The organism is Alteromonas sp. 5NW40-0090 (assembly GCF_057552975.1).
Genome location: NZ_BAAJLT010000002.1, coordinates 203,463 through 228,811 on the forward strand (window position 1 = coordinate 203,463; position 25,349 = coordinate 228,811).

The window sequence follows — 25,349 nt, forward strand, 5'->3', positions numbered from 1 at the left end:
CTATGCGGATACTGAACAAAATGTGCGTAAATGCTGTATTGAGTTGAGTTATAACGTGCATATTGAGATGTAAGACATGGCATTAACTGAAGAACAAGAATCACGAATTATTGAAATGGCGTGGGAAGACCGCACGCCGTTTGAAGCCATTGAGCGTTTATACGGGCTTCCGGAAAAAGACGTAATAAAGCTCATGCGTAAAAATCTTAAACAAAAAACCTTTAAAAATTGGCGAGAACGGGTGTCAGGCAGAAAGACCAAACACGCCAGCTTGCGCCCTGAAGGTGTGGATAGAGGCTATTGTCCCTCGCAATACAAATACAAAAGTGCCAACAAGTAGTGTTGAATAAGTATCTGTTTGACGTTACCGGTTTGACAACGTGAACTAGCCTACATTACTTCTTTGGCGGAGTAATGGTGGTTATGGGTAAAAGAAACGCGGTTAACTGCTGACGTAACGGCGTTGGAAAGATAACCGTATTTTCTGATTGCAAAATACTTTTAGCGTGATGAACTTGGCGTAACAGATTGTGGTAGGTGTCATTGTTTTGCTGTATTGCCTCTACCTTACTCATCATTAATTCAATAAATTCGGCGGGGGATAGGTTGTCGTGTTGCCTTATCTCAAAAGCTAGCGCCTTAAGTACATAGGCTTCCCACTCTTTTCTGTAACTTTCATGTAATCGCTCAGGATAAAGCGCTAGGTCTGCTATATCTTGCGCTAGGTCTACGATATCAAGGGGATCATCAAAAAGAACGCGAAATGCGAGAAGCACATCGTCAGAGAGGCGAGAAATGGGAAGCTTTTCTTTGAACTGAGCATAGCGGCTTGGCACAAGAACACCTTTTCTATCGGATAACATATATCGCCTTGCGCAGCGCGATTGATCTTGGCTAGCTAACAAGACACGTTAAATTGTAATAAAAGCGCGAGTACGAAGAAAGTTGTTCAGGTTAAAAATACGTAATCTAGAATAATTGAACGTATTTTCAGACCAACCCGTAATCTACTATGCACTGTTAAAGTGTGTACGCGTTCTTGCTGTTTGGCCCATCATTTGATGGGCCTTTTTTATGTAGCTTATGCGCCCACATTTTGTCGGTTGTAATAAAGAACGTACACCTTGACGAGCGTCAGTCATTCAACTTTCAAAAGAAAGTTTTACACCGGCCAATAATCTGCTGACGCTATCTACAACATCAGTTCTGACAAACCATGCAACATCATGCTTTTCAGACAGCACGCCGCTTAATTCTAATGAACCGCCGTGGCCTGTTCCCAGAAAGTCTTCGATTAATTCAGCGCGCTCACCAAAGCTACTGTCTATGTAGGAGTAGTATGCGAAGTATTCGATAGGATACGATGTGTTAAAAGCGCTTGCATCAAACTCTCCGCTGGTGCCCACAACAAGTTTCGCAGCACTTTCATCGGTACGCTGAACCAGTTCTATAAAGGCAGTATCTTTATCGTTTAATCGAAACCGATACTCAGCACGAGCAAATGTACCACCGAGCATTTTTTCAAAACTGGCCTCGTAGCTATGGCGCTGATCCATTTTCGCCGAATATTCAATTTCGAAATACGCATCCTCCCCGCCAATATTAAAGGCTTCAGAGGCTTCAGCATTTGCAAGTTGACCAACCACTACTTCAAGGGCTGTGTCGTTTTGTAATTGCCTTACGTGACGTACCCCCGTTATCCACCCATCTTTCGATAAACCGGTGGAAGAAACACGCCCTTTGTAGGTTGGAATAATACCTAGCTCAGTTTTTCCAGATTCGGTTCCATGCCTCAAATACAGACGCCTTGCGTAGAGATAATCAGTATTGTCGCTACCGAACGTATTGTGGCTTGATGAAAAGTCATCACCAGTTACCACAAAGCTGTTTACTGACCACGCTGAAGTGATGGCAAGAGAGGGATAGTAGCGCAGTCGATATTGTTCGCGGCTAGGGCGGTTAGAGCGATCATCGTATCGAACCTGTATGTCTAGCTTCTGTGAGAAAGTGGGTGCTATTTGTTCTCCAAACGCACTGGTTCCCGAAAAAGTAATGAGTGGTAAAACAAGCAATAACGGAATTCGCACCTATCGAACCTTAAACAAAGCAATTAGCTAGTTTATACATTAAATCTAATTAATTAGCGCAAAAAAGAACGACTTTACGAAAAGATAAAAAAAGCCGGCAGGGATGCCGGCGATAAGTGGAGTGGGACTCCAATGAGGGTAAAACACACAAAAGTTTAAGGGAGATGTCTTAAAACTTGTGTGTAGTATAGAACCAGTTTTTAAATAGGAAAATCGTTAAAAATTGATTGTGGTAATCGGAAAATTAGAATGTTCTGAATAGCGAATAGCGAATAGCGAATAGCGAATAGCGAATAGCGAATAGCGAAGAAAGAAAATTGGGCTACACAAAAAACAGCGTGTAGCCCAAAGGGGGGATTAGGCTAAGCCTAGTTTCTTCTCTAGGTAGTGGATGTTGGTTCCACCCGCGAAGAAGTTTTCATCGGCCATAATAGCGCGCTGAAGAGGAATATTCGTTTTAATACCTTCAACTACAATCTCTTCAAGGGCGTGGCGCATACGAGCAATCGCTTCGTCGCGGCTTTCACCATAGGTGATAAGCTTACCAATCATTGAGTCGTAGTAAGGGGGCACCTGGTAGCCCGCGTAAATATGCGACTCCCAGCGAATACCTAAACCACCTGGCGCATGGAACATATTGATAGGACCAGGGCTAGGAATAAAGGTTTGTGGATCTTCTGCGTTAATTCGACACTCAATAGCGTGGCCACGAATTTGAATTTGCGACTGATCAATTGACAGTGGCTGACCGGCTGCAATGCGAAGCTGCTCTTTAATAAGGTCAACGCCTGTGATCATTTCCGATACTGGGTGCTCTACCTGAATACGGGTATTCATTTCAATGAAATAGAATTCGCCGTTTTCATATAGAAACTCGAATGTACCTGCTCCGCGGTAGCCAATTTCAATACAGGCTCTGCGGCAGCGATCACCAATCTTAGTACGCATTTGCTCAGAAATACCCGGTGCAGGGGCTTCTTCCACTACTTTCTGGTGGCGACGCTGCATTGAACAGTCACGTTCACCTAAGTGAATGGCGTTACCTTGGCCATCGGCTAATACTTGAATTTCAACGTGACGTGGGTTCTCAAGGAATTTTTCCATGTAAACCGTTGAGTTACCAAATGCAGCGCCAGCTTCCGCTTGCGTTGTTTCAATGGCTTTAATCAACTCGGCTTCGCTGCGCACCACGCGCATACCACGACCACCGCCGCCACCCGCAGCTTTAACGATGATTGGGTAACCAATGCGCTTAGCAATGGCTTTGTTGCGCTCTACATCGTCAGTTAGTGGGCCGTCAGAACCGGGTACACACGGTACGCCTGCTTTTTTCATGGCGTTGATAGCAGAAACTTTGTCACCCATAAGGTTGATAGTTTCAGCTTTAGGGCCAATGAAAATAAAGCCGCTTTTTTCAACCGCTTCAGCAAAGTCTGCGTTTTCCGCTAGGAAACCGTAACCTGGGTGAATAGCAATAGAGTTAGTGACTTCTGCAGCAGCAATAATGCGAGGAATGTTCAGGTAGCTTTCGGTTGCCGATGCTTTACCAATACAAATTGATTCGTCAGCCAGCAACACGTGCTTCAAGTTTTTATCCGCAGTAGAGTGCACCGCTACGGTTTTGATGCCTAGTTCTTTACAGGCTCTCAAAATACGCAGGGCAATCTCACCACGGTTAGCAATAAGTACTTTATCTAGCATAGTTAAGCACTCGCTTATTCAATGATGAACATTGGCTGGTCAAATTCTACAGGGTCTTGGTTTTCAACCAAGATTGCCTTAACCACACCGGCTTTATCTGCTTCAATTTGGTTCATCATCTTCATCGCTTCAACGATACACAGCGTGTCGCCGACTTTCACTTGCTGACCCACTTCTGCAAATGCTTTTGCTGTTGGTGAAGAAGCACGGTAGAACGTACCTACCATTGGAGACTTAACTACGTGACCTTCTGGCTGAGCTGGCTCTGCTGGTGCTTCAGAAGCAGTGGTAGCTGCCGCAGCTGGAGCAGGTGCCATTTGCGGTGCAGCAGGTGCTGCAAAGCTGTAGTTCATCGGCGCTTGAACACCCGTTGGGCCACGGTGGATGCGTACAGACTCTTCGCCTTCAGTGATTTCTAGCTCGGCAATGCCAGATTCTTCCACTAGTTCGATGAGTTTTTTAATCTTTCTAATATCCATGTTCTGTCTCTGCTTTATTTATGCGATTTCGGTAAGTTGATTGCTGCAGTTAGCGCGAGCGAGTAGCCCATGGCACCAAGGCCAACAATGACGCCAGCTGCAACATCAGAAAAATAAGAATGATGACGAAACGGTTCACGGGCGTGAACGTTCGACAAATGCACTTCAATAAACGGGATATTGACACTTAATAATGCATCGCGAAGGGCGACGCTGGTGTGCGTGAAGGCAGCAGGATTAATAATAATGGCATCAACAGTACCCATAGCAGCGTGCACGCGTTCAATCAGTTCAAACTCAGCGTTTGACTGAAAATGCGTTAAGGTCACGTTGCTTGACGCAGCCTGCGCCTGCAAATCATCTACGATGTCTTGCAAGGTTTGTGTGCCGTATTTGTCGGGTTCTCTTTGGCCTAACATATTCAGGTTAGGGCCGTTCAATAACAAAATATTCATCTAGTTTGCTGCTATCTTCGGGAAAAAGTCACGGTTATTGTCATTTCAACAAACTTTTGTGACAGTTGCACGAAAAAAAGCCAATTAATTTGCTCGTTTATTGTGTTAAATGCTGATTATAGTGATAGATAAAGATTTCGCAGCAAAATACTGGTCTAATCAGGTGTTTTCGGCGCAAAGTTTATTGGAATGTTTGCTTATTTGCTGCCTGTGAAACCGCAGCATGCTGCACTCTCAGAAGGCGTTAGTGGGAGATAAGATGGTAGTTTTAACGAAATGTATCAGTATTTATTGCTATAAATTCTGAGGCGAGGCCTTAGTTGAGGAGCTGTCGAGAGAAAAGGGGACACTTACGTACTTACCATGAAATTTGGCTACATATATGCCAAAGTGAAGGTGGGGTAAGGAAGAAAACCCCGTATTGCCGGTATAACCGATAAGCTGCCCGCGTTCCACGACTTGCCCTCTTGTCACAGCAACACCTTTATATTTCAGGTGGTAGTATTCGCCGGTGGTTCCGTCGCTATGAAGAATAACAACGTAGTTAGCGTATTTTGCAAACTTCGGCGTTGGCCCGCCTTTCGTGCCGTCATCTTTCGTGTCGATCACTACGCCTTCTCGGGCGGCTAAAATAGGGGTTCCAACAGGCGCGGCGAAATCGAGAGCATACCTTGACGCCCCCGAATGACTAAAATTGCCGTTAAAGCCCTGAACAATGCGGTATTCGCCAGCAGGCTGTAGCGGTGACAGATACGTATAGGCGTTATCGTGTATAGCGTCTACGCGGCCCACCGTCCATTTAACGCGCATAGATGCCCAGAATGCATCGGCATTTTTTACTACGCCAAGGGGCACTTGGTCATTGGTATCTAAAAACGCGTTGACATGGGCTTTTGATTTAAGCTCACCCTTGCCTGTAGGGATATCCTGCAAAACAGAAGAATAAAGGGTTAAGGCTACGGGCAATTCTACATTTCTTTGTACCGAGACTAGAAAAAGAGAAGAAGACGAAGGCGTAAGCAAAAAACAAAAGCGCTTGTTATCGAAGCAACCCGTGGTTTTCGCTGTTATTGATAGGGAAAAAGTAAGCGAAATAAACAGGAAAGCCAGGATTGAAGCCAACCTTCTTTTCTGAAACCCGTCTCTACCCAAGATAAAGAGAGCGGCGCTTCGCACCGCTCGCCATATTAGAAGAGGAAAGGCCTCGAATAGAAGCGCCTTAGTCCAAGCGACCACTTTGAGCATCATTAGCGTCAGACCCATTGTTAAGCCACTCGTTTACATGACCGGCAAAGGCGTCTGCTTTCATAAACCCGGTGACACGGGCCTTGGTTAACTCGTCGCCGTTTTTGTCAAAGAACAAAATGGTTGGCAGGCCTAGCACAGTGAAGGTGTCAAAAATCTCCTGACGTTCTGGTGTGTTATCGGTAAGGTCCATTTGCATCCATACTGTATTGCTAAGCGCAGATATCACTTGCTCGTCTGGGAAGGTGTACTTTTCAAATTCCTTACAGGCAACGCACCAGTCGGCATACAAATCGACCATCACAGTTTTACCTTGTGCGTTAGCCGCCGCAATTTTATTGCGTAAGTCTGCCAAATCTCGCGCAACAACAAAGTCTGGGTGCCCTGCGTGAACACCATCAGAGTGCTCGCCCCAAAGCCCTGTGTTTAGCCCTGCTTGATAAGTAAGGCCAGCACTTCCCATAATACCTATTGCCACCACAACAGCACGTACAAGCTTCATCAGTGAGTTTTTGCTGGCGCGGTTAAGTGCCCAGTAATAGCCGAACAAACCGAAGCCAAGCAATCCCCATAGGAAGCCAGTGGCAGGGCTATTATATAAACGCTCAATAAACACAATGGCCACGGCAAGCATCATGAAGCCAAAGGTAACTTTAACCACATTCATCCAGTTACCTGCTTTAGGTAGGAGTTTTCCACCTGTCATGCCGAACAGAATAAGTGGAACGCCCATACCAATGCTTAATAAGTAAAGAGAAATAAAGCCCAGTGTCATATCGCCAGTTTGGGCGATGAATAACAATATACCGGTTAGCGGGGCAGTAGTGCAGGGTGAAGCGATAAGGCCAGACAATACACCCATAATAAACACCCCTGCGAAACTGCCGGGTGTTTGATTGTTACTCATGTGAGTGAGCTTTTCTTGATACTTTGCCGGTAGCTGAATTTCAAAGCCACCAAACAGGGCAACGGCAAGCGCCACAAATAGCAGAATGAATACGCTCAGCACCACAGGGTGTTGCAGCGCAGCCTGAAATTGCGCTCCTGCCACAGCGACAACCAACCCAAGCAACGAGTAAGTAATCGCCATACCTTGTACATAAACAAAGGTCAGCCAGAATGAATGCGATGCGGTTTTAGGCTTGCCCTGACCAATCACAATGCCCGACACAATGGGGTACATGGGAAACACGCAAGGTGTGAAGGCTAAACCTACGCCTAGTGCAAAAAATAGCGCTAAAGTGAGAGCAAGGTTATCTTTATTAATTAGCCTTTGCGCTAAATCGAACTGCTCGCTTTGTGAAGAGGTCGCTGCGTTATTTGATTCTAACGCCGTATCTGTCTCAGCAACTGGACTGCTTCCCACTTCATTTAAATACACGACTTTCACTGTTGGCGGGTAGCAAAGCCCTGCGTCAGCACAGCCTTGATAGCGAATTTTTACTACGCCGTCACTGCTCGCTGATTCAATGGGCAAAGTAATAGATACGCCGTTGTAAAACACTTCAGACTCGCCAAAAAACTCATCCTGAATCATTACCCCTTTTGGGTACTCAGGCTCGCCAATTTCGGCTTGTTTCGCCACAAACTTAAACTGCTTTAGGTAAAGGTAGTAGCCGTCGGCAATGTCGAAGCTTACCGTAAGCACATCGTCTTCTTGGTTAAAGTCGAACGCAAACGCTTGGTCTACATCTAGAAACTGGGGTTCATCCACGAACGGATCGTCAAAGGCATTGGGCACCTGAGCCAATGCGAACGTGCTTAATAACGTCATTAAACAAAACGCTGAGAGAACATAAGCAGTAAAGCGCTGGAACAGCGAAGCTGATGCATTGCCTGATGAGAAAGAAGGTAAAGTCATAAAGTTACAGTTCATTTTTATCTATTTTGCGTTGTCGTTATTTTTATCTGGAATTACGTTTTAACTAGCGCTGTAGCGTGGTTTGTAACCACTGACCGTAAGCGCTGCTAGCCTCAGCATTAAGTTCTAGCCATTCAGGAACATCGTACGGATGCAACTCGCTTACTCTATCAAAGGCCTGTAATACATTTTGTGTATTCGTTTTAATGAGTAGCTGACATTCCGTGTCGGTCTCTATTTTACCCTGCCATTCATAAACCGACTCTATACCTTTAATAACATTCACGCAGGCGGCAAGCTTTTCTTCAACGAGGGTACTAGCAATTAATTGCGCAGTCTTTTCATCGGGTGTGGTACACAGTACAAGCTTTATTGTCATAAACGTTTCCTACTTTTTCGCGCCTGTTACTTTGCTAATGAGTCGATGTGTAATAGACCCGAATCAGCACTCTATTCTTTCATAGCTAACGTATATCTCGGTCGTTATCGGTCGCTTTACGTGGCTATTTAAGCGAAAGGATGGGCACCTTTTCTTGTTATTACGTACAAAAACCTTATAACAGGTTATGAATACATGAAAGAGGAAGCATTTTGCGGGTTTTATTTATACTGTTTGCCCTATTACCTATTTTAGAGATTGCGTTGCTAATTAATGTAGGTAGCGTAATTGGTGGTTGGAATACCGTTGGCTTGGTTATTCTTTCTGCCTTTATTGGTGCTTACTTTGTTAAACGCGAAGGCGTGAGTACACTGCAAACTGCACAAGAAAAAATGCAGCGAAATGAAGTGCCAGGAAAAGAACTAGTTGAAGGCTTGATGCTGGTGGTTGCGGGTATTTTACTTGTGACGCCAGGCTTCATTACCGATATCTTCGGTTTCTTATTGGCAATGCCGGGCTCACGTCACTTCTTTGCCGCCCAGGTAAGTAAGCACATGAAAATGCGCGTTGTTGCTCCGGGTATGGGGCCGGGAGCTGCAGGCTTTGGACAAGGTCAGTCTCCGTTTGGGCAGCATCCATTTGGTGATCGCCCTAACTCGTCCAATAGTGATGGTGATGTGTTTGAGGGTGAGTACACCGATCACACAACCAACGACCGGGATAAGCGCTTAAAATAACCAGCGACCGTTGACCCTTTGTATACAGCAAAGGTCAACGGGCTCTAACCTCACCACACGTCCTATCAGGTCATGAGCGCCGTTTACCGCGATAAACGGCGTTTACTTGCCTAGTAAAAATAAGTATTTAGCGAAAAAACCAAATTTTTTACATTTTTTTGCTTAAAAACCCTTGAAGTTATCTGGGTACTACCCCATCTATCCGTGCAGAAACGATTTTAACTGCTCAGCAATGAGCAACCTTAAACACGCGACGTTTAGATAGTCTGAATGTCGATAATTACATTCATTTGAATAGTGGAATTTTCAGGAGACTTGAAAATGGCAATTCGTCCTTTACACGACCGCGTAATCCTTAAGCGCGCAGAGCAAGAAAGCAAATCTGCAGGCGGTATCGTTCTGACTGGTTCTGCAGCAGAAAAATCTACACGCGGCGAAGTAATCGCAGTAGGTAACGGTCGCATTCTTGAGAACGGCGAAGTTAAAGCGCTAGACGTTAAAGTAGGCGACACCGTTATTTTCAACGACGGTTACGGCGTTAAAACAGAAAAGCTGGATGGTGAAGAAGTACTAATCCTAAGCGAAAGCGACATTCTAGCGATTGTTGAGTAATTACAACTAACGTTAAAACGAATTTTAGAGGAATTTAATCATGGCAGCTAAAGAAGTACGTTTTGGTGATGACGCTCGCAGCAAAATGCTAAAAGGCGTAAACACACTAGCTAACGCAGTTAAAGTAACACTAGGTCCAAAAGGCCGTAATGTTGTTCTAGACAAGTCTTTCGGTGCACCTACTATCACTAAAGATGGTGTGTCTGTAGCGAAAGAAATCGAGCTTGAAGACAAGTTCGAGAACATGGGCGCTCAAATGGTAAAAGAAGTAGCGTCTAAAGCGAACGACGAAGCGGGTGACGGTACTACTACTGCTACTGTACTTGCGCAAGCAATCGTAACTGAAGGTCTTAAGAGCGTTGCAGCGGGTATGAACCCAATGGATCTTAAGCGCGGTATCGACAAAGCGGTAGCGGCAGCAGTTGAAGAGCTTAAAGCCCTTTCTACTGACTGTGCAGACAGCAAGTCTATCGCTCAAGTAGGTACTATCTCTGCAAACTCTGATGCAGAAGTTGGCGATATCATTGCTCAAGCAATGGAAAAAGTAGGTAAAGAAGGTGTTATCACTGTAGAAGAAGGTCAGGCACTTCAAAACGAACTAGACGTTGTTGAAGGTATGCAGTTCGACCGCGGTTACCTATCTCCATACTTCATTAACAACCAAGAAAACGGTACTGTTGAACTAGACAACCCGTTCATCCTATTGGTTGACAAGAAGATTTCTAACATCCGCGAACTACTTCCTACCCTTGAAGGCGTAGCGAAAGCTGGTAAGCCGCTAATGATCATCGCTGAAGATGTTGAAGGCGAAGCGCTTGCTACACTAGTAGTTAACAACATGCGCGGTATTGTTAAAGTTGCAGCGGTTAAAGCACCAGGTTTCGGTGACCGTCGTAAAGCAATGCTTCAAGACATCGCTATCCTAACTGGCGGTACAGTAATCTCTGAAGAAATTGGTCTAGACCTTGAAAAAGTTCAGCTTGAAGACCTAGGTACTGCTAAGCGCGTAGTTATCAACAAAGACAACACAACAGTTGTTGACGGTAACGGCGACCAAGAAGCGATTGAAGGCCGTTGTGCTCAAATCAAAGGTCAAATTGAAGAGTCTACCTCTGACTACGACAAAGAGAAACTTCAAGAGCGTCTAGCTAAGCTTTCAGGCGGTGTTGCAGTAATTAAAGTTGGTGCAGCAACTGAAGTTGAAATGAAAGAGAAGAAAGACCGCGTAGAAGATGCACTACATGCAACTCGCGCAGCGGTTGAAGAAGGTGTAGTACCTGGTGGTGGTGTAGCACTAGTTCGCGCAGCAGCTAAACTTGCTGACCTAACTGGCGACAACGACGACCAAACAGTAGGTATTAAGCTTGCACTACGTGCAATGGAAGCGCCTCTACGTCAAATCTCTATCAACTCAGGTGCAGAAGCATCAGTAGTTGTTAACGAAGTGAAGAACGGCGAAGGTAACTACGGTTACAACGCAGGTAACGACACTTACGGCGACATGCTAGAGATGGGTATCCTTGACCCAACTAAAGTAACGCGCTCTGCACTACAGTTCGCATCTTCAATTGCTTCACTAATGATCACAACCGAAGCAATGGTAGCTGAACTACCTAAAGAAGACGCACCTGCAATGCCTGATATGGGCGGCATGGGCGGAATGGGCGGCATGATGTAAGAATCGCCCCGCTTTTTAGGCCCTTATAAATCAAGGGCTTACAAGCCTTCTGAAACTAACTGTGGTACGTTTTGTATCACGGTTAGTTTCACACCATTTCCTTAATCTCCTTTTACAATATTCCATCAGCTCTTCATTAGCTACCCTTAAATGTCACTCCATAAAATAAGCTCTGTAAGCGTCTCTTTGAATCGACCATACTTTACTAGACAGTTGTTAAAATTAAGATATCCAATTTTCTACAAGTAGCCCTTTAACCCGATGAAACTCTCGTTCGTTGTTAGTAACAACAGTCAACCCTAAGCTACGCGCATGGCCCGCGATATGTAGGTCGTTTACACCAATCATTTGGCCGGACTTTTCCAAATTGGCTCTAATTGAACCATAATGTTGCGCCGCATTATTGCCATACTCAAGAACTTCAAGCCTGGAGCAGAAATCTTCTACTTGCCTGGTATTATGTTCAACTTTTTGGCTTTTCTCACATCCATGTAAAAGTTCAGCTAATGTAATTGATGAAATAGCCATTCTGCCCGCTGAATCATTGAATTTTGATAAAACTTCCAAAGGACGATTCTTGATCACATAAATACAAATATTAGTGTCTAGTAGGTACTTAATCATCAAAACTTTCTCGAGCAGTTTGTTCTTGGCTCGCCCTTTCATTCATAAAGTCACCTGTTACTGAATTGCTTGATTCAAAAAAGCTATCCCAAGTATTTTCAATAGGGCTTAATACTCTTTCCTTACCTACAACTCGAACATTGACTGCTTTAACAGATTCTTCAAATCGTGCTTCTGCGGGCATCCTAACTGCTTGAGAGCGGTTATTCATAAAAATTTTAGCTGTCGTCATTTTTACACCCCTTAGTTGGTATATAGCATTACTATATACATAAAGTTGGTATATGGCAAAGGCATATACCAAGCGATGTTATACATGCTTTGGCGTATTGAAAACATGCCTATAGCCAACTAGAAAAACCTTGTGTGTTTCATCGTATTTATCGGAAGCTTAACGCATCATAAACTTTCCAGCGTTCTATGTTCTGCTTAGTTTTTATAAACGAAAAATTTACATTGCTCTCTTTCAAGAAGAAGCAAGTTTCACGTTAAATGATCATGAAATCCCTAAAAACAAAAGGTACAGCGTAAGTAAAGCAGACTGCATAATTTGGAAGAGTAATCCTCACATGTTAAATAAATGGAAAATTTTTCATTTAAATGCAAAGAGAATAGCTTGAGCGTAATCAACGAGTGACTTGTGCTCGATAAAAATTGCCTTTAACCTGCCACGCCTGCTTCATCTTTGAAGTAGGTAACTAGTGCATTTTTATAAGGCATACTACCCACTATGGCACCACGTTCTTTCGCTTTTTTAAGCGAATTGAATTTATTAATTAAACCCGCAGTAAACTACACCAATGGTGTAGGCGCTATGCTGTGGTTGGCTAATATGGTGCTGTTGCTGAATGTTGCGCTAGTTATTAGTGGCACCATGGCCGACGCTACAGAGTTTGTCAGTGCATTTAATGAAAGCTTGGTTTTCGAGCCTTTCGTTATTGCACTTGCTAATCACACGCTTTCACAATTTATCGTTCCCACTATCGCGTTGGTATTAGTCGGTTTATTGGTTAAAGCCACGGCTATAGCAAAGGCGCAAATAACAAAACAGCGCCAGCCTATCCCTTACCTTTGCCCTACACCTCCTCAGCCTTTTGTTCAAACGGTTGGCAGCAGAGCGCCCCCGTTTTTTAGTTAAACGTCTCCGATTTATTAGACACCATGAGTGCTGCGCTTTCAGCGTAATAACGCCACTTTTGGTGCATTTTTCGATGCTGTAAACCCGTAGTTCCTTTCCGAACTGCTCAGTCATCGCCGTTTAACTTGTGGGTTATAGGAACTTGTTTTGTCTATTCGTAACCTTTTTACTTTGATTGTTGCTGGTGCTGGGCTTACGTTAGCCGGTTGCAGCGGTGGCGTGCTTGACCCCAAAGGGCAAGTGGGCATGGATGAAAAGAATCTTATTATTCTTTGTACCATTCTGATGCTGATTGTTGTTGTTCCCGTTATTGTGCTTACGCTTTACTTTGCGTGGAAATATCGTGCTAGCCGCGACTTTGAAATTTACACCCCTAAATGGGCACACTCAACGAAGATAGAAGCCATTGTATGGTCTATTCCAATCTTAATTGTCATTTCATTAAGCGTAATAACATGGCGCTCGACACATGCGCTCGACCCCTATTCGCCGCTAGAAGGCAAAGGAGAACACCTTACTGTTGAGGTGGTATCGCTCAACTGGAAATGGCTGTTTATATACCCTGAACAAGGTATTGCAACGGTCAATGAATTGGTGTTTCCCGCTAATAAACCTGTGGCGTTTAAAATCACTTCTGAAAGCACTATGAATTCGTTTTTCATTCCTCAGTTAGGAAGTCAGATTTATTCCATGGCGGGAATGGAAACTAAGCTTCACCTTATCGCAGACGAGCCAGGTACGTATAAAGGTATTTCGTCAAACTACAGTGGCGCGGGCTTTACGGGAATGAAATTCAACGCTATCGCCACACCTACCGAGGGCGACTTTAACGATTGGGTTGCAAGCGTAAAGCAAGCACAAACACCGTTAACTTCGGCTTCTTATGAGCAGCTAGCCAAACCAAGCGAAAACAATCCCGTGACTTACTACAGCAACGTTAGTGAAGGTCTTTTTCACGACATCGTGATGAAGTACATGAAAGATCATGGCTCTATGGATTTCTACAGCAAGCCAGAAAATGCCGCAACCGGCGAGCATCACACAATGCCTCAAATGCAACACCGTCATCATCAAGAGGATGCACAATAATCATGTCTTTTTTAGGTAAATTATCTATAGAGGCCGTGCCCTATCACGAGCCCATTATCATGGTGACACTTGCCGTAGTGGCACTGCTTGGTGTGGCTATAGCCATGCTAATCACCAAACACAAACAGTGGGGTACCCTGTGGTTTGACTGGATCACGTCTGTCGACCACAAACGTCTTGGCATTATGTACATTGTGCTAGCTATGATCATGCTGCTTCGCGGCTTTGCCGACGCCATCATGATGCGTACTCAGCTTGCAATGGCAACCAATGGTGCGCCCGGCTATCTACCGCCAGAGCACTACGACCAAATCTTCACAGCTCATGGCGTTATCATGATCATATTCATGGCGATGCCGTTCATGATAGGCTTGATGAACATCATTTTGCCACTACAAATTGGTGCCCGTGATGTAGCGTTTCCGTTTTTAAATAACTTAAGTTTTTGGCTGACCGCAGGGGGCGCAATTCTGGTGAATGTGTCTTTAGGGTTAGGTGAATTCGCAAAAACAGGGTGGGTTGCTTATCCGCCGCTAGCCGGGTTGGAGTTTAGTCCCGGGGTTGGCGTCGACTATTACATATGGGCCCTGCAGATATCCGGGCTCGGCACCCTGTTAACTGCCGTAAACTTCTTAGTTACCGTGTTTAAAATGCGCGCACCAGGCATGAAGTTAATGCAAATGCCTATTTTCACCTGGACCTGTACGTGGGCAAATATACTGATTGCCGCGTCGTTCCCTATTCTTACCGCTGTGTTGGCTATGCTAACCCTAGACCGCTATATGGACTTCCACTTTTTCACGAATGAAGCCGGCGGTAACTCTATGATGTATATCAACCTGTTTTGGGCGTGGGGACACCCTGAAGTTTATATTCTGGTGCTGCCTGCATTTGGTATTTTCTCAGAGGTTATATCGACGTTTACCGCTAAACGTTTGTTTGGCTACAAGTCGATGGTTTACGCATCGGGCGCCATTGCCATTCTAGGCTTTATTGTGTGGCTGCATCACTTCTTTACCATGGGGTCGAGCGCCAATGTGAACGCCTTCTTCGGCATTATGACCATGGTTATTGCTATACCCACGGGTGTGAAACTATTTAACTGGTTGTTCACCATGTATCGAGGCCGTCTTGTACTAAGCGTGCCTGTGCTATGGACGTTAGGTTTTATGGTGACTTTTACTATCGGCGGTATGACAGGGGTGTTACTTGCCATTCCTGGTGCTGACTACGTACTGCACAATAGCTTATTCCTTATTGCCCATTTTCATAACACCATTATTGGTGGCGCCGTGTTTGGTTACTTGGCGGGCTTTGCTTTTTGGTTCCCGAAAGCCATGGGCTTTAAGCTTGACGAAAAAACCGGAAAAGCAGCCTTTTGGTGCTGGCAAATTGGTTTCCTTTTGGCGTTCATGCCCCTTTATGTGCTTGGCTTCTTGGGTATGACACGCCGCTTAAATCACACAAACAACCCTGACTGGAATATCTGGTTATACATTGCTGCATTTGGTGCGTTTGTTATTGCGATTGGCATTTTCTTCCAGCTACTTCAGCTATTTGTAAGCTTTAAAAACAGAGAAAAGCTCAACGACACAACCGGCGACCCGTGGAATGGTCACACGCTAGAGTGGTCAACAGCGTCACCACCTCAGTTCTATAACTTTGCCAACATACCGCACGTGAAAGACATCGATGCATGGACGGATATGAAAGAACGGGGCGAGTCGTATCAACGCCCAGAGAAATACACACCTATACATATGCCCAAAAACACCTCAGCAGGTGTGTTTATGAGTATGAGTTTTACCGTTATGGGTTTCGCCCTTATTTGGCATATCTGGTGGCTAGCTATTGCTGGTTTAGTCGCAGGAATAGGGGTGTTTATAAAACGTTGTTATACCTCGGATGTTGATTACTACGTGCAGGTGGATGAGGTTGAACGAGTTGAAGCTACGCACCTAAGTGCTAATACAGTGGGAGGTCGCTCATGAGTACTATTGCAACATCAAATACAGCGCCAATGCCACATGAGCATGCACACGAAGAACACCATGAGAACAACACGGTGTTTGGTTTCTGGTTGTATTTAATGACCGACTGTTTGTTGTTTGCATCTTTTTTTGCTACCTACGCGGTGCTCTTCATGAACACGGCAGGCGGTGTGTCTGGCAAAAATATCTTCGAGCTCAGCTTTGTTGCAGTTGAAACAGCCGCTCTGCTTTTAAGCAGCATTACCTTTGGCTTTGCCATGATATGTGCTCACCGACAAAACAAGTCAGGCGCCCTTGCTTGGCTGGCGGTGACATGGGCACTGGGTGCGTGTTTTATTGGTATGGAGGTGTACGAATTTCATCACCTTATTGAGCATGGCAACGGGCCGCAGCAAAGTGCGTTTCTAACGGCGTTTTTCTCGTTAGTGGGACTGCACGGACTGCACGTTACAGCGGGCCTTATTTGGATGACAATCATGTTTATTGAAGTAACCCGCCGAGGTCTAGGTGAGCAAACCGTTACTCGACTTAGTTGCTTAAGTCTGTTTTGGCACTTCCTCGATATCGTATGGATATGTGTATTTACCGTAGTGTACTTAATGGGGGCAATGTAATGGCGTTACACGATGCAAAATTAGCTTCAAATACGGACGGTCATGCTTCATCGACCCACAATAGTGATGACGCACATGGCGATGTGAAGTCTTATATTATTGGTTTCATTTTATCTGTGGTACTTACCGCTATTCCGTTTACTTTGGTGATGAATGGTGATTTTTCTAAAGTCACCACCATTTGGAGCGTGGTTACCCTGGGCTTAGTTCAAATTTGGGTGCATCTTAAATATTTCCTGCACCTTAACTTTGTTACTGAAGAAGGCAGAGCCAATACGTTTTCGTTCTTATTCAGTGCGCTTATTATTTTCATGGTGGTGGGGTTATCCGTTTGGATCATCTACGAATCAAACGCCATGATGATGTATTAGCAAATCTCTGTATATACGTGGTCTAGCCTGACGATCATGTCAGGCTTTTCAATGTGTTTACTTCATCGCGGTCAGTACGTTAAGCCCTCATGTTTCGTCCTCCTATTGGTGCAACCTATTTTGGGGGCAACATTGGGGCTTCTCAGTACACCTTGATACGCGTCTAAATGGGCGCGTTCTAAATTTGGATTTTACCTATGACCTCTACTTATAAACGTTACCTGTCAGTCACCAAGCCCGGCATTATTATGGGCAATGCTATTTCGGTAACGGGCGGTTTCTTGCTCGCGTCCCGTGGCGATATAGATTACTGGCTATTGCTCGCAACGCTCATCGGTTTATCGCTGGTGGTGGCTTCAGGTTGTGTCATTAATAACTGCATTGACCGAGATATCGACGGCAAAATGCAGCGCACGGCTAATCGGGTGACGGTAACAGGCGAACTGCCATTACGCACTGCGATGTTGCACGGTGCTTTACTAGGCATTGCAGGGTTTGGCTTGTTAGCGCTTTACACCAACCTTACTGCGGTATTTTTTGCTGTTTTTGGCTACGTTATTTATGTGGGTGTGTACAGCCTGTATATGAAGCGAAACTCGGTGTATGGCACCTTCGTTGGCAGTTTGTCGGGGGCCGTTCCGCCCGTAGTCGGTTATTGCGCGGCGAGCGGTCAGTTTGATATGGCTGCGGCCATTTTGCTGTGTATGTTTAGCATTTGGCAAATGCCCCATTCTTATGCCATCGCTATCTTTAGATATAACGACTATAAGGCGGCTGGCATTCCCGTATTGCCTGTTTCGCAAGGTATTGCAAAAGCAAAACGCCATATTGTTCTTCATATTGCGCTATTTGCTTTAGTGGTAATGCTGCTTCCACTTAGCGGTTATACGGGTATTGGCTTTTTAACAGTAGCTTTTGCAACAAGCCTTTGGTGGCTGTTGATGGCGCTGCGCGGATACAGATCCGGCATCAACGTAGAAGGCTGGGCAAAACGTGTTTTTGGTTTTTCCATTGTGAATATAACGCTGTTATCCGTCGCTATGTCACTGGACTATCACACGTCAGTAACGAGTCTGTTTGCACTCTCGTTCTAATTGATGTGTTTAGACTCACTCGACGAGGTTGGCTTAAAAGCTTCCAATGCAGTGTGCGTATAGCAACGCATTCATTTTGGGTTAATCAAGACGTGTAGATTGGGAGCATAGTCTGGCATAAATTGGCAATCAGGCCTGACCGAGTGCTTTTTGCCCTCTGTACAAGCGAATAATGGTGAAGCTATTAACTGCCAGTAGCGTAGCTTCAAGCAGGGTGCCGCCAATAGAGCCGACAATAATATTGTTGGTTAGCCAACATATAGCGCCGCACAAAAACGCTAAACGCATGCGTATTCCCGACAAACAAAACAAGGCATAAGTGCCTATACACGTGCCCAAAATAGGGAATAAATCGTACCAAACCTCGGCCAAATACAGCCCGGCTGCTAGCGATATTAATATAAATAGATAGGCGACGCTGCGGGAGCGGGTTTTAATTGAAATGCCTGTTCTTACCACTGAAAGCAAGGCACTTAAGCATGCGGTTACGGCACCAAGTAGCGCAAAATGCAGGGCGTGATTTAAATTCATCACCACCATCATTATTCGCAGGTGCTGATCATCACGCTGATAAAAGCACAAAATGCCAAGCGCAAAACTCAGCATTCCTATCGCTTGGGCCAAGTCGAATTCTGGTAACAAAAGGGAAGGCTCGTCAATGATTGATAAAGGTTAACGATACGCAGTTTTTAAACAGCAGAGTAGCCTTTACATCGCTTTTTTAACCCAACACATCATATTGACTAATGGCAGGCGGGTTGTTCACTAGGGTATACTTAGCGTGCACGATATTATTCTTAAACCCCCGATACAAATTAGGTCCTTTCCATGGCAACGGCATCCGCACTTCACATTTTGGTTAAAACAGAGAAAGAAGCGCTTTCTATTTTAGAGCAGCTTAAAAAGGGTAAGGATTTTGCGACATTAGCAAAGCGTCATTCTAAATGCCCGTCGGGCAAGCGTGGCGGCGATCTTGGTGAATTTCGTAGAGGCCAAATGGTAAAAGCCTTCGACGATGTGGTATTTAAAAAAGACGTGCTAAAAGTACACGGGCCGGTGAAGACCCGTTTCGGCTACCACCTTATTAAAACGCTCTATCGTAGTAATTAAAACCGCATTTTTCTAAAACGAAAGCCGCTAACGCCAAACCGAGCCCGGCGCTTTCAACAAACTTTCAAAGTAGGGTTTTGGCTAACTACCTTATTAATTTCCCGGCTCCCATTTTTCACCGCATACTGAATTTTGGGTAAATATCGCGTAAGGGCTGTTGGTGTCGTGAAGTGAATTGCGCAGTGCGGCACCGTGATCTACCGTAATAAATGGCGTATCAGGTGCCTTGCCTTGTTCATCAAGCATAAAATAGTCGCTTGTGTAGCTAGTTAGCTTCATACGGTTTTCATAACCCATATCGCTTAAGCGTACCCGGGTGATAGCTTTAAATTTAGCGTTGGGATTTGAAAGCCCCACAATCTTCTTAAAAAAGTAGCCTTTATCAGATTGGAGCTGGGAAAAACCATTTAACGCGTTTATTAAGGTTTTTAAATCTATTGCTTCGCGCTGCAGCATGAAGTCGTGCTGGATGGCATTGCCATCTTTTCTAAGGCTGTCTTTCGAAGGTGCTTTGCCAGCAGTATAGGCCTGCTCTGCTTCCAATGAAGAAAGGTGCGCTTGCCCTTCCTCTGTATAGTGAACCAGTGCGCTTGTATTCATGTTTACGTAGTAGTCGCTGATCCCCGCAGGTACCACTTCAAATAGCATAACATCTGGGGTTACGGCGCCTCGCTCTTCGGGCGTTTGAGGGCCTTTAGCGACGCACTTGTCAGAGATGAAATAATAATATTGGCCAGCTTCAATGGCGAAAGCTGAATTAGATAGCACCGCGCAGGTGGTCAGAAGTAGTAGCCTGGAAGTGAGCTGCTTAATTGCCGTTAAAGCACTGCCTATTTGCATATCAAAGAAGCCTTATTGTTTGATGTATGTATATACAATACCAACGCATGCGAACTGGTATAAGGCGTCATTGTAAGGGGTAGTAGGTAAAAGCGCGAGTTAAGCTTTAGAACGCGCTTTCGATTTAGATTGTAGCCCAATAAAGCTAAATAAGAACCTATGAGCCAAGCACACCGTTAACGGGGGCGAAGGACAATAGTGTCGCTAGAGTAGTCTGTAGATATCTGTAAATTGTCGGCAAGGGCGGCAATAAGCGCATCTACGTCGTTGGTATTGAATAGCCCTGCTACTTGCATATTGGCAAGTGCTGCATCACCTAAAACAACCGTTTTATCCGTATATCGGCTTACTTCTTCAATCACGTCAATTAATGGCTCGCCGCGAAATACAATCTTGCCTTCCCGCCAGCTTAAATCATTCGCGATATCTTCATCTGACACTGTCTCGATAGTGCTGTTGGGTAAAGATAAAAGCGACTTTTCACCTTGAACTAACGTCAGTGGCTGAGCCTGCGGTTTAATAATTGGATCAGTAATGCTTTCGCCATTCGCTTTGTTAAGTGTATAGCTGGCGACTTCTACCACGCCTTCGGTAACTACCAGTTCAAGATCGCCGCGATGATATTGCACATTAAATGCAGTACCAACCGCCTGTATAGCTTTACCTGCTGCAAGTACATTGAGCGGGCGGGATTTGTCTTTTGCCACTTCGATATGAAGCTCACCTTTGACAAGCTGAATAACCCGTGAGGTTTCAGTAAAAGCAATGTTCACTTGAGAGTTGGTGTTAAGCCATAGTGTACTGCCGTCCTCTAAGCTAATGCTTTTGTGCTCGCCCGGTTTGGTTGAGGCTTGTAACGAGTAGCTTGCCATTTGTGCAACAGGTTCGGTTTGGTTAGACGGTGAGAATAAATTTAGCCCCTGATAACTTAACAACCCAACCATTAAAAACGAGGCTGCAATGGCCAGCGGGCGCTTCCAAGTCATGGTGCTGTTTGTTTTGTGTTTAGCGTTAGGCTCAGGCGTATGAGGTACAATATCAGCCAATTCGCTAAGTACCGACATCTTGTCCCATAACGCTACCATCTCTAGGAAAGTGTCTCGATGGACAGGTGTTGCAAGCCACGTTTTAAGTGCTTGTTTTTCATCGTTATCAAGCCCCTCGTCTAGCTTCACAAGCCATTCGCTAGCAACATCAAGCACACGATCATCGCTATGAAATTGAACAACGTTGCTTTGGGTGTCTGATTTGTCGGTTTTAGTTTCGTTTTTCGAACTATTCATGGGCTTCTCTCTTTACATCCGCCGAGCTGTGTTGCCCACCATTTTGATAAGCGTTCGGCCGTGTATACGACGTTGTTTGTCGTCGCATAAATAAGGTGCATCTTTTTATCCCTTCAGCAATATGCTTTTCCACGGTTTTTTCGCTTATCTCTAATTCCTGGGCAATCTCTTTAAGAGAGTAGCCATACACTTTCTTCAACACAAATGCGCGCCTGCATTGTTTTGGTAGGGCGCGCACTGCATCACAAAACAACTTAAATTCTTGCTGGGTAGCGTTGTTGTGAAATGTTTCATCTTCAACACCGCTAATTGCACTTTCCAGCGCTGCCGCAACCTCTACGCTGTCGTCTACCATGCGCGTATCAGCACGCTTTAAATGATCGTAAGCCAAGTTTTTTGCGGTCTTAAACAAAAACGACTTAGGCTCTTTAATATGCTCAGTAGATTTAGCCTGACACAAGCGGACGTACGTATCCTGTAGTATGTCGTCGACTTCTTTAGGCGGCACAAGGCGCGATAGCATTTTGGCCATCGAGCCGCGCGCCGACATATAGGCATTATGTATGGCTGTTTCTATGGGCATATTGTTATTTTTTATCGTTGTTACTTACTAAGACGACAGCCACGCTATTTTCCCCCAGTATTTTCAACATTATCGCTCAAAAATTAAATTTGTTAATGGGTTGTATATAATGCGGCGCTAGTTTAAAACAACACCAACAATAAAGAGGTGGGTGACGCGTAGGCATTTCCCCTTCATAAATTAATAATAACAATAGCGTAAATACAAATATGCCTGTGGCAAATAACCCATTCGACACACAACCCAAGCTGCCTTTTAAGCCTAAAGCTTTAACGGTAGCGCTGTGTATGGTGTCGTTCGGCGCAAGCCACACTGCTATTGCTCAATCAGTGCTTCCTCACCAACAAGCCGAAATAATTGCTCAAAATAAGTCACCGCTTCCAGTGATAAATTTCACTATTCCTGCACAAAGCGCAGATGAGGCGATCATCGCGTTTGCCAATCAAGCCGAGCTGACCGTAGTCTTTCCCTTCAATAAAGTCAGACATGTCTTTGCCAACGAAGTAAGTGGTAACTATACGCCGCAGGAGGCAATTGAAAAGCTTTTAGCTAGTACGGGTCTAAGTGCTCACATTGTTGATAACACACGCATAAAAATAGTGCCTGCTAGCGATGGCGATGAAAACAATCACTTGCTAGGTCGTCTTTTTAACGCCATTACCGCACAAGACGATAGCTTGGTAACCGTACCTGACGAGCAAGGTAGTTACGATATTGAATATATTGAGGTGAGGGGCTTGCGAGCGCGTGTTGCCCAATCGGTGGGGATTAAACGCAACGCGAACGTCATCATTGATACTATTCAGTCGGTGGATATGGGCAAGTTTCCCGATCAAAACCTCGCAGAAGCGCTGCAGCGTGTGTCTGGCGTATCTATCGACCGCGCAGAAGGGGAAGGGCAACTTGTTACGGTAAGGGGGTTCGGTCCGGAATTTAATCGGGTGTTATTAAACGGTAGGCCCATGGCAACCGATAAGCTCGGGCGCGAATTCAGCTTTGATACACTGGCCTCTGAGATTGTCAGCAGTGTAACCGTGCACAAACAAAGCCAGGCGACTATGCAGTCGGGTGGCATCGGCGCTACAATTGATGTTCACACCGCTAAACCTTTGTCCTTCAAGGGGATGCGGGCGGCTGGCAGCGTCAAAATGCAGTACGATACCAACTCGCAACAGTACGCGCCTTCAACGTCTGCCATGTTCAGCAACACCTATTTAGATAATTCGTTTGGCATTCTAGCCTCTTTTACCCAACACAAACGCCAAGCGCGGTTAGATGAAGCGCAAATTGATGGCTGGTTAGTAAATACTAATGTACCTGAAAGTGAGCTTTCTGATGACGCTTCTACGCTATATGTGCCCAGAAATTACGATCAAAGAGTGCGTTTTGACGATAGAACCCGTACGGGGTCTGCGCTCGTTTTACAGTATCGACCCAATAACAAGCTAGAGCTTACTGCAGACTATTTGGGATCGACATTCGATGTAGAGACCTCGGCAACCTCAATGGGGCATTGGTTCACTTCAAGTAATCTTGAAGATGTTACGGTTGATAAAAATGGCACAGCGGTATCTTTCTCACAAAACAGTGGGCACGCCACCGATTTTCACGCTCGCACTTTTAACCGTTCATCGACTTTGAGAAGCTTCGGTTTTGCAGCGAACTACATCGCAAGCGATAGCGTAATTGTTGATGCTGATCTGTCTTACTCAATGGCTAATGTCGATGACAACAATGGAGAGGGGAATTCTCTCTCGCTTATCGGTTATCTAAATCGCTCTTCATTCGATCATCGTCAGTCGAATATATTGCCCGCAATATCGGGCTTTGAACAAGCTAACCCCCGTCAGGTAAATGCCTTGGGGGAGCCGGTGGGGGTGTCCCATTACTTAGATCCAGCCAACGGTCGTTCCCACGTTATGCTGCGCAGAGGATGGAGTGTTGACGACGATATAGGGCAAGCAAAAATCAATGTAAGCGTACTTGGCGATGATAACTGGTTTAGCAAAATTGACGTTGGCGGAGCATTAACTCAGCGAGAAAAAGCCAACGAAAGAAGAGACAACGAAGCAGACGCAAGACACTGCAGTTTTTGCGGCTATTTTGATGCACCAGATATTCCCGACAGCTTTCAAACCATATTTGACGCAGGCGACGATTTTCTCGGATCGATTAGTGGGCATGAGAACATACCTCATCAGTGGTTGCGTCACGACGGTGATACTCTATTTCGTTACTTAGAAAACGCCGGAGATATCAGTTTAGCCGCTGAAACCCGGGGGAGTTCTTTCGCGGTTAAAGAAACGGTGTATGCGGCGTATGCTCAAGCCGCTATCGAAAAGGATTTCGCGCCTTGGTTTATCGATGTGCATTTAGGGCTACGCGCTGAGTATACTGACGTAAAAGTAAGTGGTGTCGACGAACAGTTATCGGCGTTAGTCATTTTAGACCAAACCGAGCTGGGGCAAGAGTTTGGCGCCTCGGTAAGCATTGATGAATCGTCAAACTACACCAACGTTCTACCTAGCGTAAGCCTTAAAGCCAGCTGGTTAGATAGCTGGGTATTTCGGGCTGCTTACAATCACAGTATCACCCGTCCAACCTTAGAACAGATGGCGCCAGGTGTAACCTATACCACCACGCGACAAGGTGGGGATCTGAGAGCGCGTATAGGAAACGCACAGCTATTGCCTTTCGAGGCAAAAAACATTGATTTGGCCATTGAGCATTACTACCAGGAAAATAGCTACTTATCTGCAGGTTACTTTAGAAAAACGGTAGATAATTTCATCGTTAACGAGAGCAGTACGCAAACCTTTAATAACGTGAGCGATCCTAGCACCGGCACGGATCCAAACGCAGCCGACGATGCTGATGCGTTAGCGGAATTTTCCGTAATATCTCCCAGCAATGGCGAGTCAGCAACGGTTGAAGGGGTCGAGATAGCGGTGCAGCATTTTTTTGGCGAGTCAGGCTGGGGAGTTCAGGCCAATGCGAGCTTTGTAGACAGCAACGCTGAATTAGACACCGCCAATATCCGTTCAACGTTCGCACTTACGGGGCTGTCGGGTGCAAAAAACATGGTGCTTTTCTATGAAAAAAATGCGCTGCAATGGCGGTTGGCTTGGAACCAGCGAGAAGGCTTTTTACAGTCACTGAACCAACCCCAAAGTACTGAACCCACCTTTGTGAGCCCTTACCAGCAATGGGACATGAGTGTTTCATACCAGTTCAGCCCAAAAGTTTCCGTATTTTTGGAAGGTATCAATATTACGAACGAAACCGTGCATAAGCGCGGCCGATTCAGCAATCATCTTTTGCTCGTGCAAGATGCAGGAGCTCGCTATGCAGTGGGCGTTAACATCACCTACTAACCGC

26 protein-coding genes are annotated in these 25,349 nt (G+C 45.2%); 12 read left to right on the forward strand and 14 right to left on the reverse strand.

Annotation, left to right across the window (positions count from 1 at the left end; genetic code table 11):
* The first annotated feature begins 76 nt into the window (after positions 1-76).
* On the forward strand, positions 77-340 hold the full coding sequence (locus AC27KT_RS02995; protein WP_015000000.1) for a TIGR03643 family protein: 264 nt from the start codon (positions 77-79) through the stop codon (positions 338-340).
* Between the two features lie 55 nt (positions 341-395).
* Here AC27KT_RS02995 and AC27KT_RS03000 read toward each other — a convergent pair whose 3' ends face one another.
* The 8 genes from AC27KT_RS03000 to cutA form a co-directional block, all read right to left on the reverse strand.
* Positions 396-863, reverse strand: a complete 468-nt coding sequence (locus AC27KT_RS03000; protein WP_487127253.1) for a hypothetical protein — start codon at positions 861-863, stop codon at positions 396-398.
* A 279-nt stretch (positions 864-1,142) separates the two neighbouring features.
* The gene (locus tag AC27KT_RS03005; protein WP_487127255.1) at positions 1,143-2,087 is read right to left on the reverse strand and encodes a hypothetical protein; all 945 of its coding nucleotides are present in this window, start codon (positions 2,085-2,087) and stop codon (positions 1,143-1,145) included.
* Between the two features lie 357 nt (positions 2,088-2,444).
* Positions 2,445-3,788 carry an acetyl-CoA carboxylase biotin carboxylase subunit gene (accC, locus tag AC27KT_RS03010; RefSeq protein ID WP_487127257.1) on the reverse strand — a complete coding sequence of 448 codons (1,344 nt, stop codon included), beginning with the start codon at positions 3,786-3,788 and terminating at the stop codon, positions 2,445-2,447.
* A gap of 14 nt (positions 3,789-3,802) precedes the next feature.
* Entirely contained in the window at positions 3,803-4,267 is a 465-nt protein-coding gene (accB, locus tag AC27KT_RS03015) for an acetyl-CoA carboxylase biotin carboxyl carrier protein (RefSeq protein WP_014951276.1), read from the reverse strand.
* A gap of 14 nt (positions 4,268-4,281) precedes the next feature.
* Positions 4,282-4,722 (reverse strand): type II 3-dehydroquinate dehydratase, encoded by a 441-nt coding sequence (aroQ, locus tag AC27KT_RS03020; RefSeq protein ID WP_487127259.1) that lies wholly within the window; start codon positions 4,720-4,722, stop codon positions 4,282-4,284.
* 294 nt (positions 4,723-5,016) lie between these two features.
* A complete protein-coding gene (locus tag AC27KT_RS03025; RefSeq protein WP_487127261.1) occupies positions 5,017-5,688 on the reverse strand; it encodes a M23 family metallopeptidase in 672 nt (223 codons plus the stop codon).
* A gap of 253 nt (positions 5,689-5,941) precedes the next feature.
* Complete coding sequence (locus AC27KT_RS03030; RefSeq protein WP_487127263.1) at positions 5,942-7,828, reverse strand: protein-disulfide reductase DsbD; 1,887 nt, start codon at positions 7,826-7,828, stop codon at positions 5,942-5,944.
* Positions 7,829-7,892: 64 nt separating this feature from the next.
* Positions 7,893-8,207 carry a divalent-cation tolerance protein CutA gene (gene cutA / locus AC27KT_RS03035; RefSeq protein WP_136782532.1) on the reverse strand — a complete coding sequence of 105 codons (315 nt, stop codon included), beginning with the start codon at positions 8,205-8,207 and terminating at the stop codon, positions 7,893-7,895.
* 212 nt (positions 8,208-8,419) lie between these two features.
* On the opposite strand from cutA, the gene AC27KT_RS03040 reads away from it, so the two are divergent.
* The 3 genes from AC27KT_RS03040 to groL all read left to right on the forward strand — a co-directional run bounded on the left by AC27KT_RS03040 (position 8,420) and on the right by groL (position 11,234).
* A complete protein-coding gene (locus AC27KT_RS03040) occupies positions 8,420-8,944 on the forward strand; it encodes an FxsA family protein (RefSeq protein ID WP_487127265.1) in 525 nt (174 codons plus the stop codon).
* Positions 8,945-9,265: 321 nt separating this feature from the next.
* On the forward strand, positions 9,266-9,556 hold the full coding sequence (locus AC27KT_RS03045) for a co-chaperone GroES (protein ID WP_012520088.1): 291 nt from the start codon (positions 9,266-9,268) through the stop codon (positions 9,554-9,556).
* 40 nt (positions 9,557-9,596) lie between these two features.
* Positions 9,597-11,234, forward strand: coding sequence for a chaperonin GroEL (groL, locus tag AC27KT_RS03050; protein ID WP_136782534.1), 1,638 nt, complete (start codon positions 9,597-9,599; stop codon positions 11,232-11,234).
* A 222-nt stretch (positions 11,235-11,456) separates the two neighbouring features.
* On the opposite strand, the gene vapC is transcribed toward groL, so the two are convergent.
* Both vapC and vapB read right to left on the reverse strand, forming a co-directional pair.
* Positions 11,457-11,900 carry a type II toxin-antitoxin system tRNA(fMet)-specific endonuclease VapC gene (vapC, locus tag AC27KT_RS03055; RefSeq protein ID WP_442864470.1) on the reverse strand — a complete coding sequence of 148 codons (444 nt, stop codon included), beginning with the start codon at positions 11,898-11,900 and terminating at the stop codon, positions 11,457-11,459.
* On the reverse strand, positions 11,851-12,090 hold the full coding sequence (gene vapB / locus AC27KT_RS03060) for a type II toxin-antitoxin system VapB family antitoxin (RefSeq protein ID WP_179984955.1): 240 nt from the start codon (positions 12,088-12,090) through the stop codon (positions 11,851-11,853). Before vapB ends, vapC begins: the two co-directional genes overlap by 50 nt.
* A 498-nt stretch (positions 12,091-12,588) precedes the next feature.
* On the opposite strand from vapB, the gene AC27KT_RS03065 reads away from it, so the two are divergent.
* The 6 genes from AC27KT_RS03065 to cyoE all read left to right on the forward strand — a co-directional run bounded on the left by AC27KT_RS03065 (position 12,589) and on the right by cyoE (position 18,155).
* Positions 12,589-12,996 (forward strand): hypothetical protein, encoded by a 408-nt coding sequence (locus AC27KT_RS03065; RefSeq protein WP_487127269.1) that lies wholly within the window; start codon positions 12,589-12,591, stop codon positions 12,994-12,996.
* A gap of 147 nt (positions 12,997-13,143) precedes the next feature.
* Positions 13,144-14,085, forward strand: coding sequence for a ubiquinol oxidase subunit II (gene cyoA, locus AC27KT_RS03070; RefSeq protein ID WP_131136875.1), 942 nt, complete (start codon positions 13,144-13,146; stop codon positions 14,083-14,085).
* A gap of 2 nt (positions 14,086-14,087) precedes the next feature.
* Entirely contained in the window at positions 14,088-16,076 is a 1,989-nt protein-coding gene (gene cyoB, locus AC27KT_RS03075; RefSeq protein WP_487127271.1) for a cytochrome o ubiquinol oxidase subunit I, read from the forward strand.
* Entirely contained in the window at positions 16,073-16,690 is a 618-nt protein-coding gene (gene cyoC / locus AC27KT_RS03080) for a cytochrome o ubiquinol oxidase subunit III (RefSeq protein WP_487127273.1), read from the forward strand. Before cyoB ends, cyoC begins: the two co-directional genes overlap by 4 nt.
* Positions 16,690-17,061 carry a cytochrome o ubiquinol oxidase subunit IV gene (gene cyoD, locus AC27KT_RS03085; protein ID WP_461852236.1) on the forward strand — a complete coding sequence of 124 codons (372 nt, stop codon included), beginning with the start codon at positions 16,690-16,692 and terminating at the stop codon, positions 17,059-17,061. The genes cyoC and cyoD overlap by 1 nt, the downstream gene beginning before the upstream one ends.
* 197 nt (positions 17,062-17,258) lie before the next feature.
* The gene (gene cyoE / locus AC27KT_RS03090; protein WP_487127275.1) at positions 17,259-18,155 is read left to right on the forward strand and encodes a heme o synthase; all 897 of its coding nucleotides are present in this window, start codon (positions 17,259-17,261) and stop codon (positions 18,153-18,155) included.
* Between the two features lie 129 nt (positions 18,156-18,284).
* Here cyoE and AC27KT_RS03095 read toward each other — a convergent pair whose 3' ends face one another.
* Complete coding sequence (locus tag AC27KT_RS03095; RefSeq protein ID WP_071960224.1) at positions 18,285-18,797, reverse strand: YgjV family protein; 513 nt, start codon at positions 18,795-18,797, stop codon at positions 18,285-18,287.
* A gap of 186 nt (positions 18,798-18,983) precedes the next feature.
* Between AC27KT_RS03095 and ppiC the strand changes: the two genes are divergently transcribed.
* Positions 18,984-19,265 (forward strand): peptidylprolyl isomerase PpiC, encoded by a 282-nt coding sequence (ppiC, locus tag AC27KT_RS03100; protein WP_012520075.1) that lies wholly within the window; start codon positions 18,984-18,986, stop codon positions 19,263-19,265.
* A gap of 93 nt (positions 19,266-19,358) precedes the next feature.
* On the opposite strand, the gene AC27KT_RS03105 is transcribed toward ppiC, so the two are convergent.
* The 3 genes from AC27KT_RS03105 to AC27KT_RS03115 form a co-directional block, all read right to left on the reverse strand.
* Entirely contained in the window at positions 19,359-20,105 is a 747-nt protein-coding gene (locus AC27KT_RS03105) for a hypothetical protein (RefSeq protein WP_487127278.1), read from the reverse strand.
* A gap of 176 nt (positions 20,106-20,281) precedes the next feature.
* The gene (locus AC27KT_RS03110; protein WP_487127280.1) at positions 20,282-21,388 is read right to left on the reverse strand and encodes a FecR family protein; all 1,107 of its coding nucleotides are present in this window, start codon (positions 21,386-21,388) and stop codon (positions 20,282-20,284) included.
* Positions 21,381-21,971, reverse strand: a complete 591-nt coding sequence (locus AC27KT_RS03115; RefSeq protein ID WP_487127282.1) for a sigma-70 family RNA polymerase sigma factor — start codon at positions 21,969-21,971, stop codon at positions 21,381-21,383. The genes AC27KT_RS03110 and AC27KT_RS03115 overlap by 8 nt, the downstream gene beginning before the upstream one ends.
* 209 nt (positions 21,972-22,180) lie before the next feature.
* Between AC27KT_RS03115 and AC27KT_RS03120 the strand changes: the two genes are divergently transcribed.
* Positions 22,181-25,345: a TonB-dependent receptor gene (locus tag AC27KT_RS03120; protein ID WP_487127284.1), complete on the forward strand. Its 3,165-nt coding sequence runs from the start codon at positions 22,181-22,183 to the stop codon at positions 25,343-25,345.
* Positions 25,346-25,349: the final 4 nt, after the last annotated feature.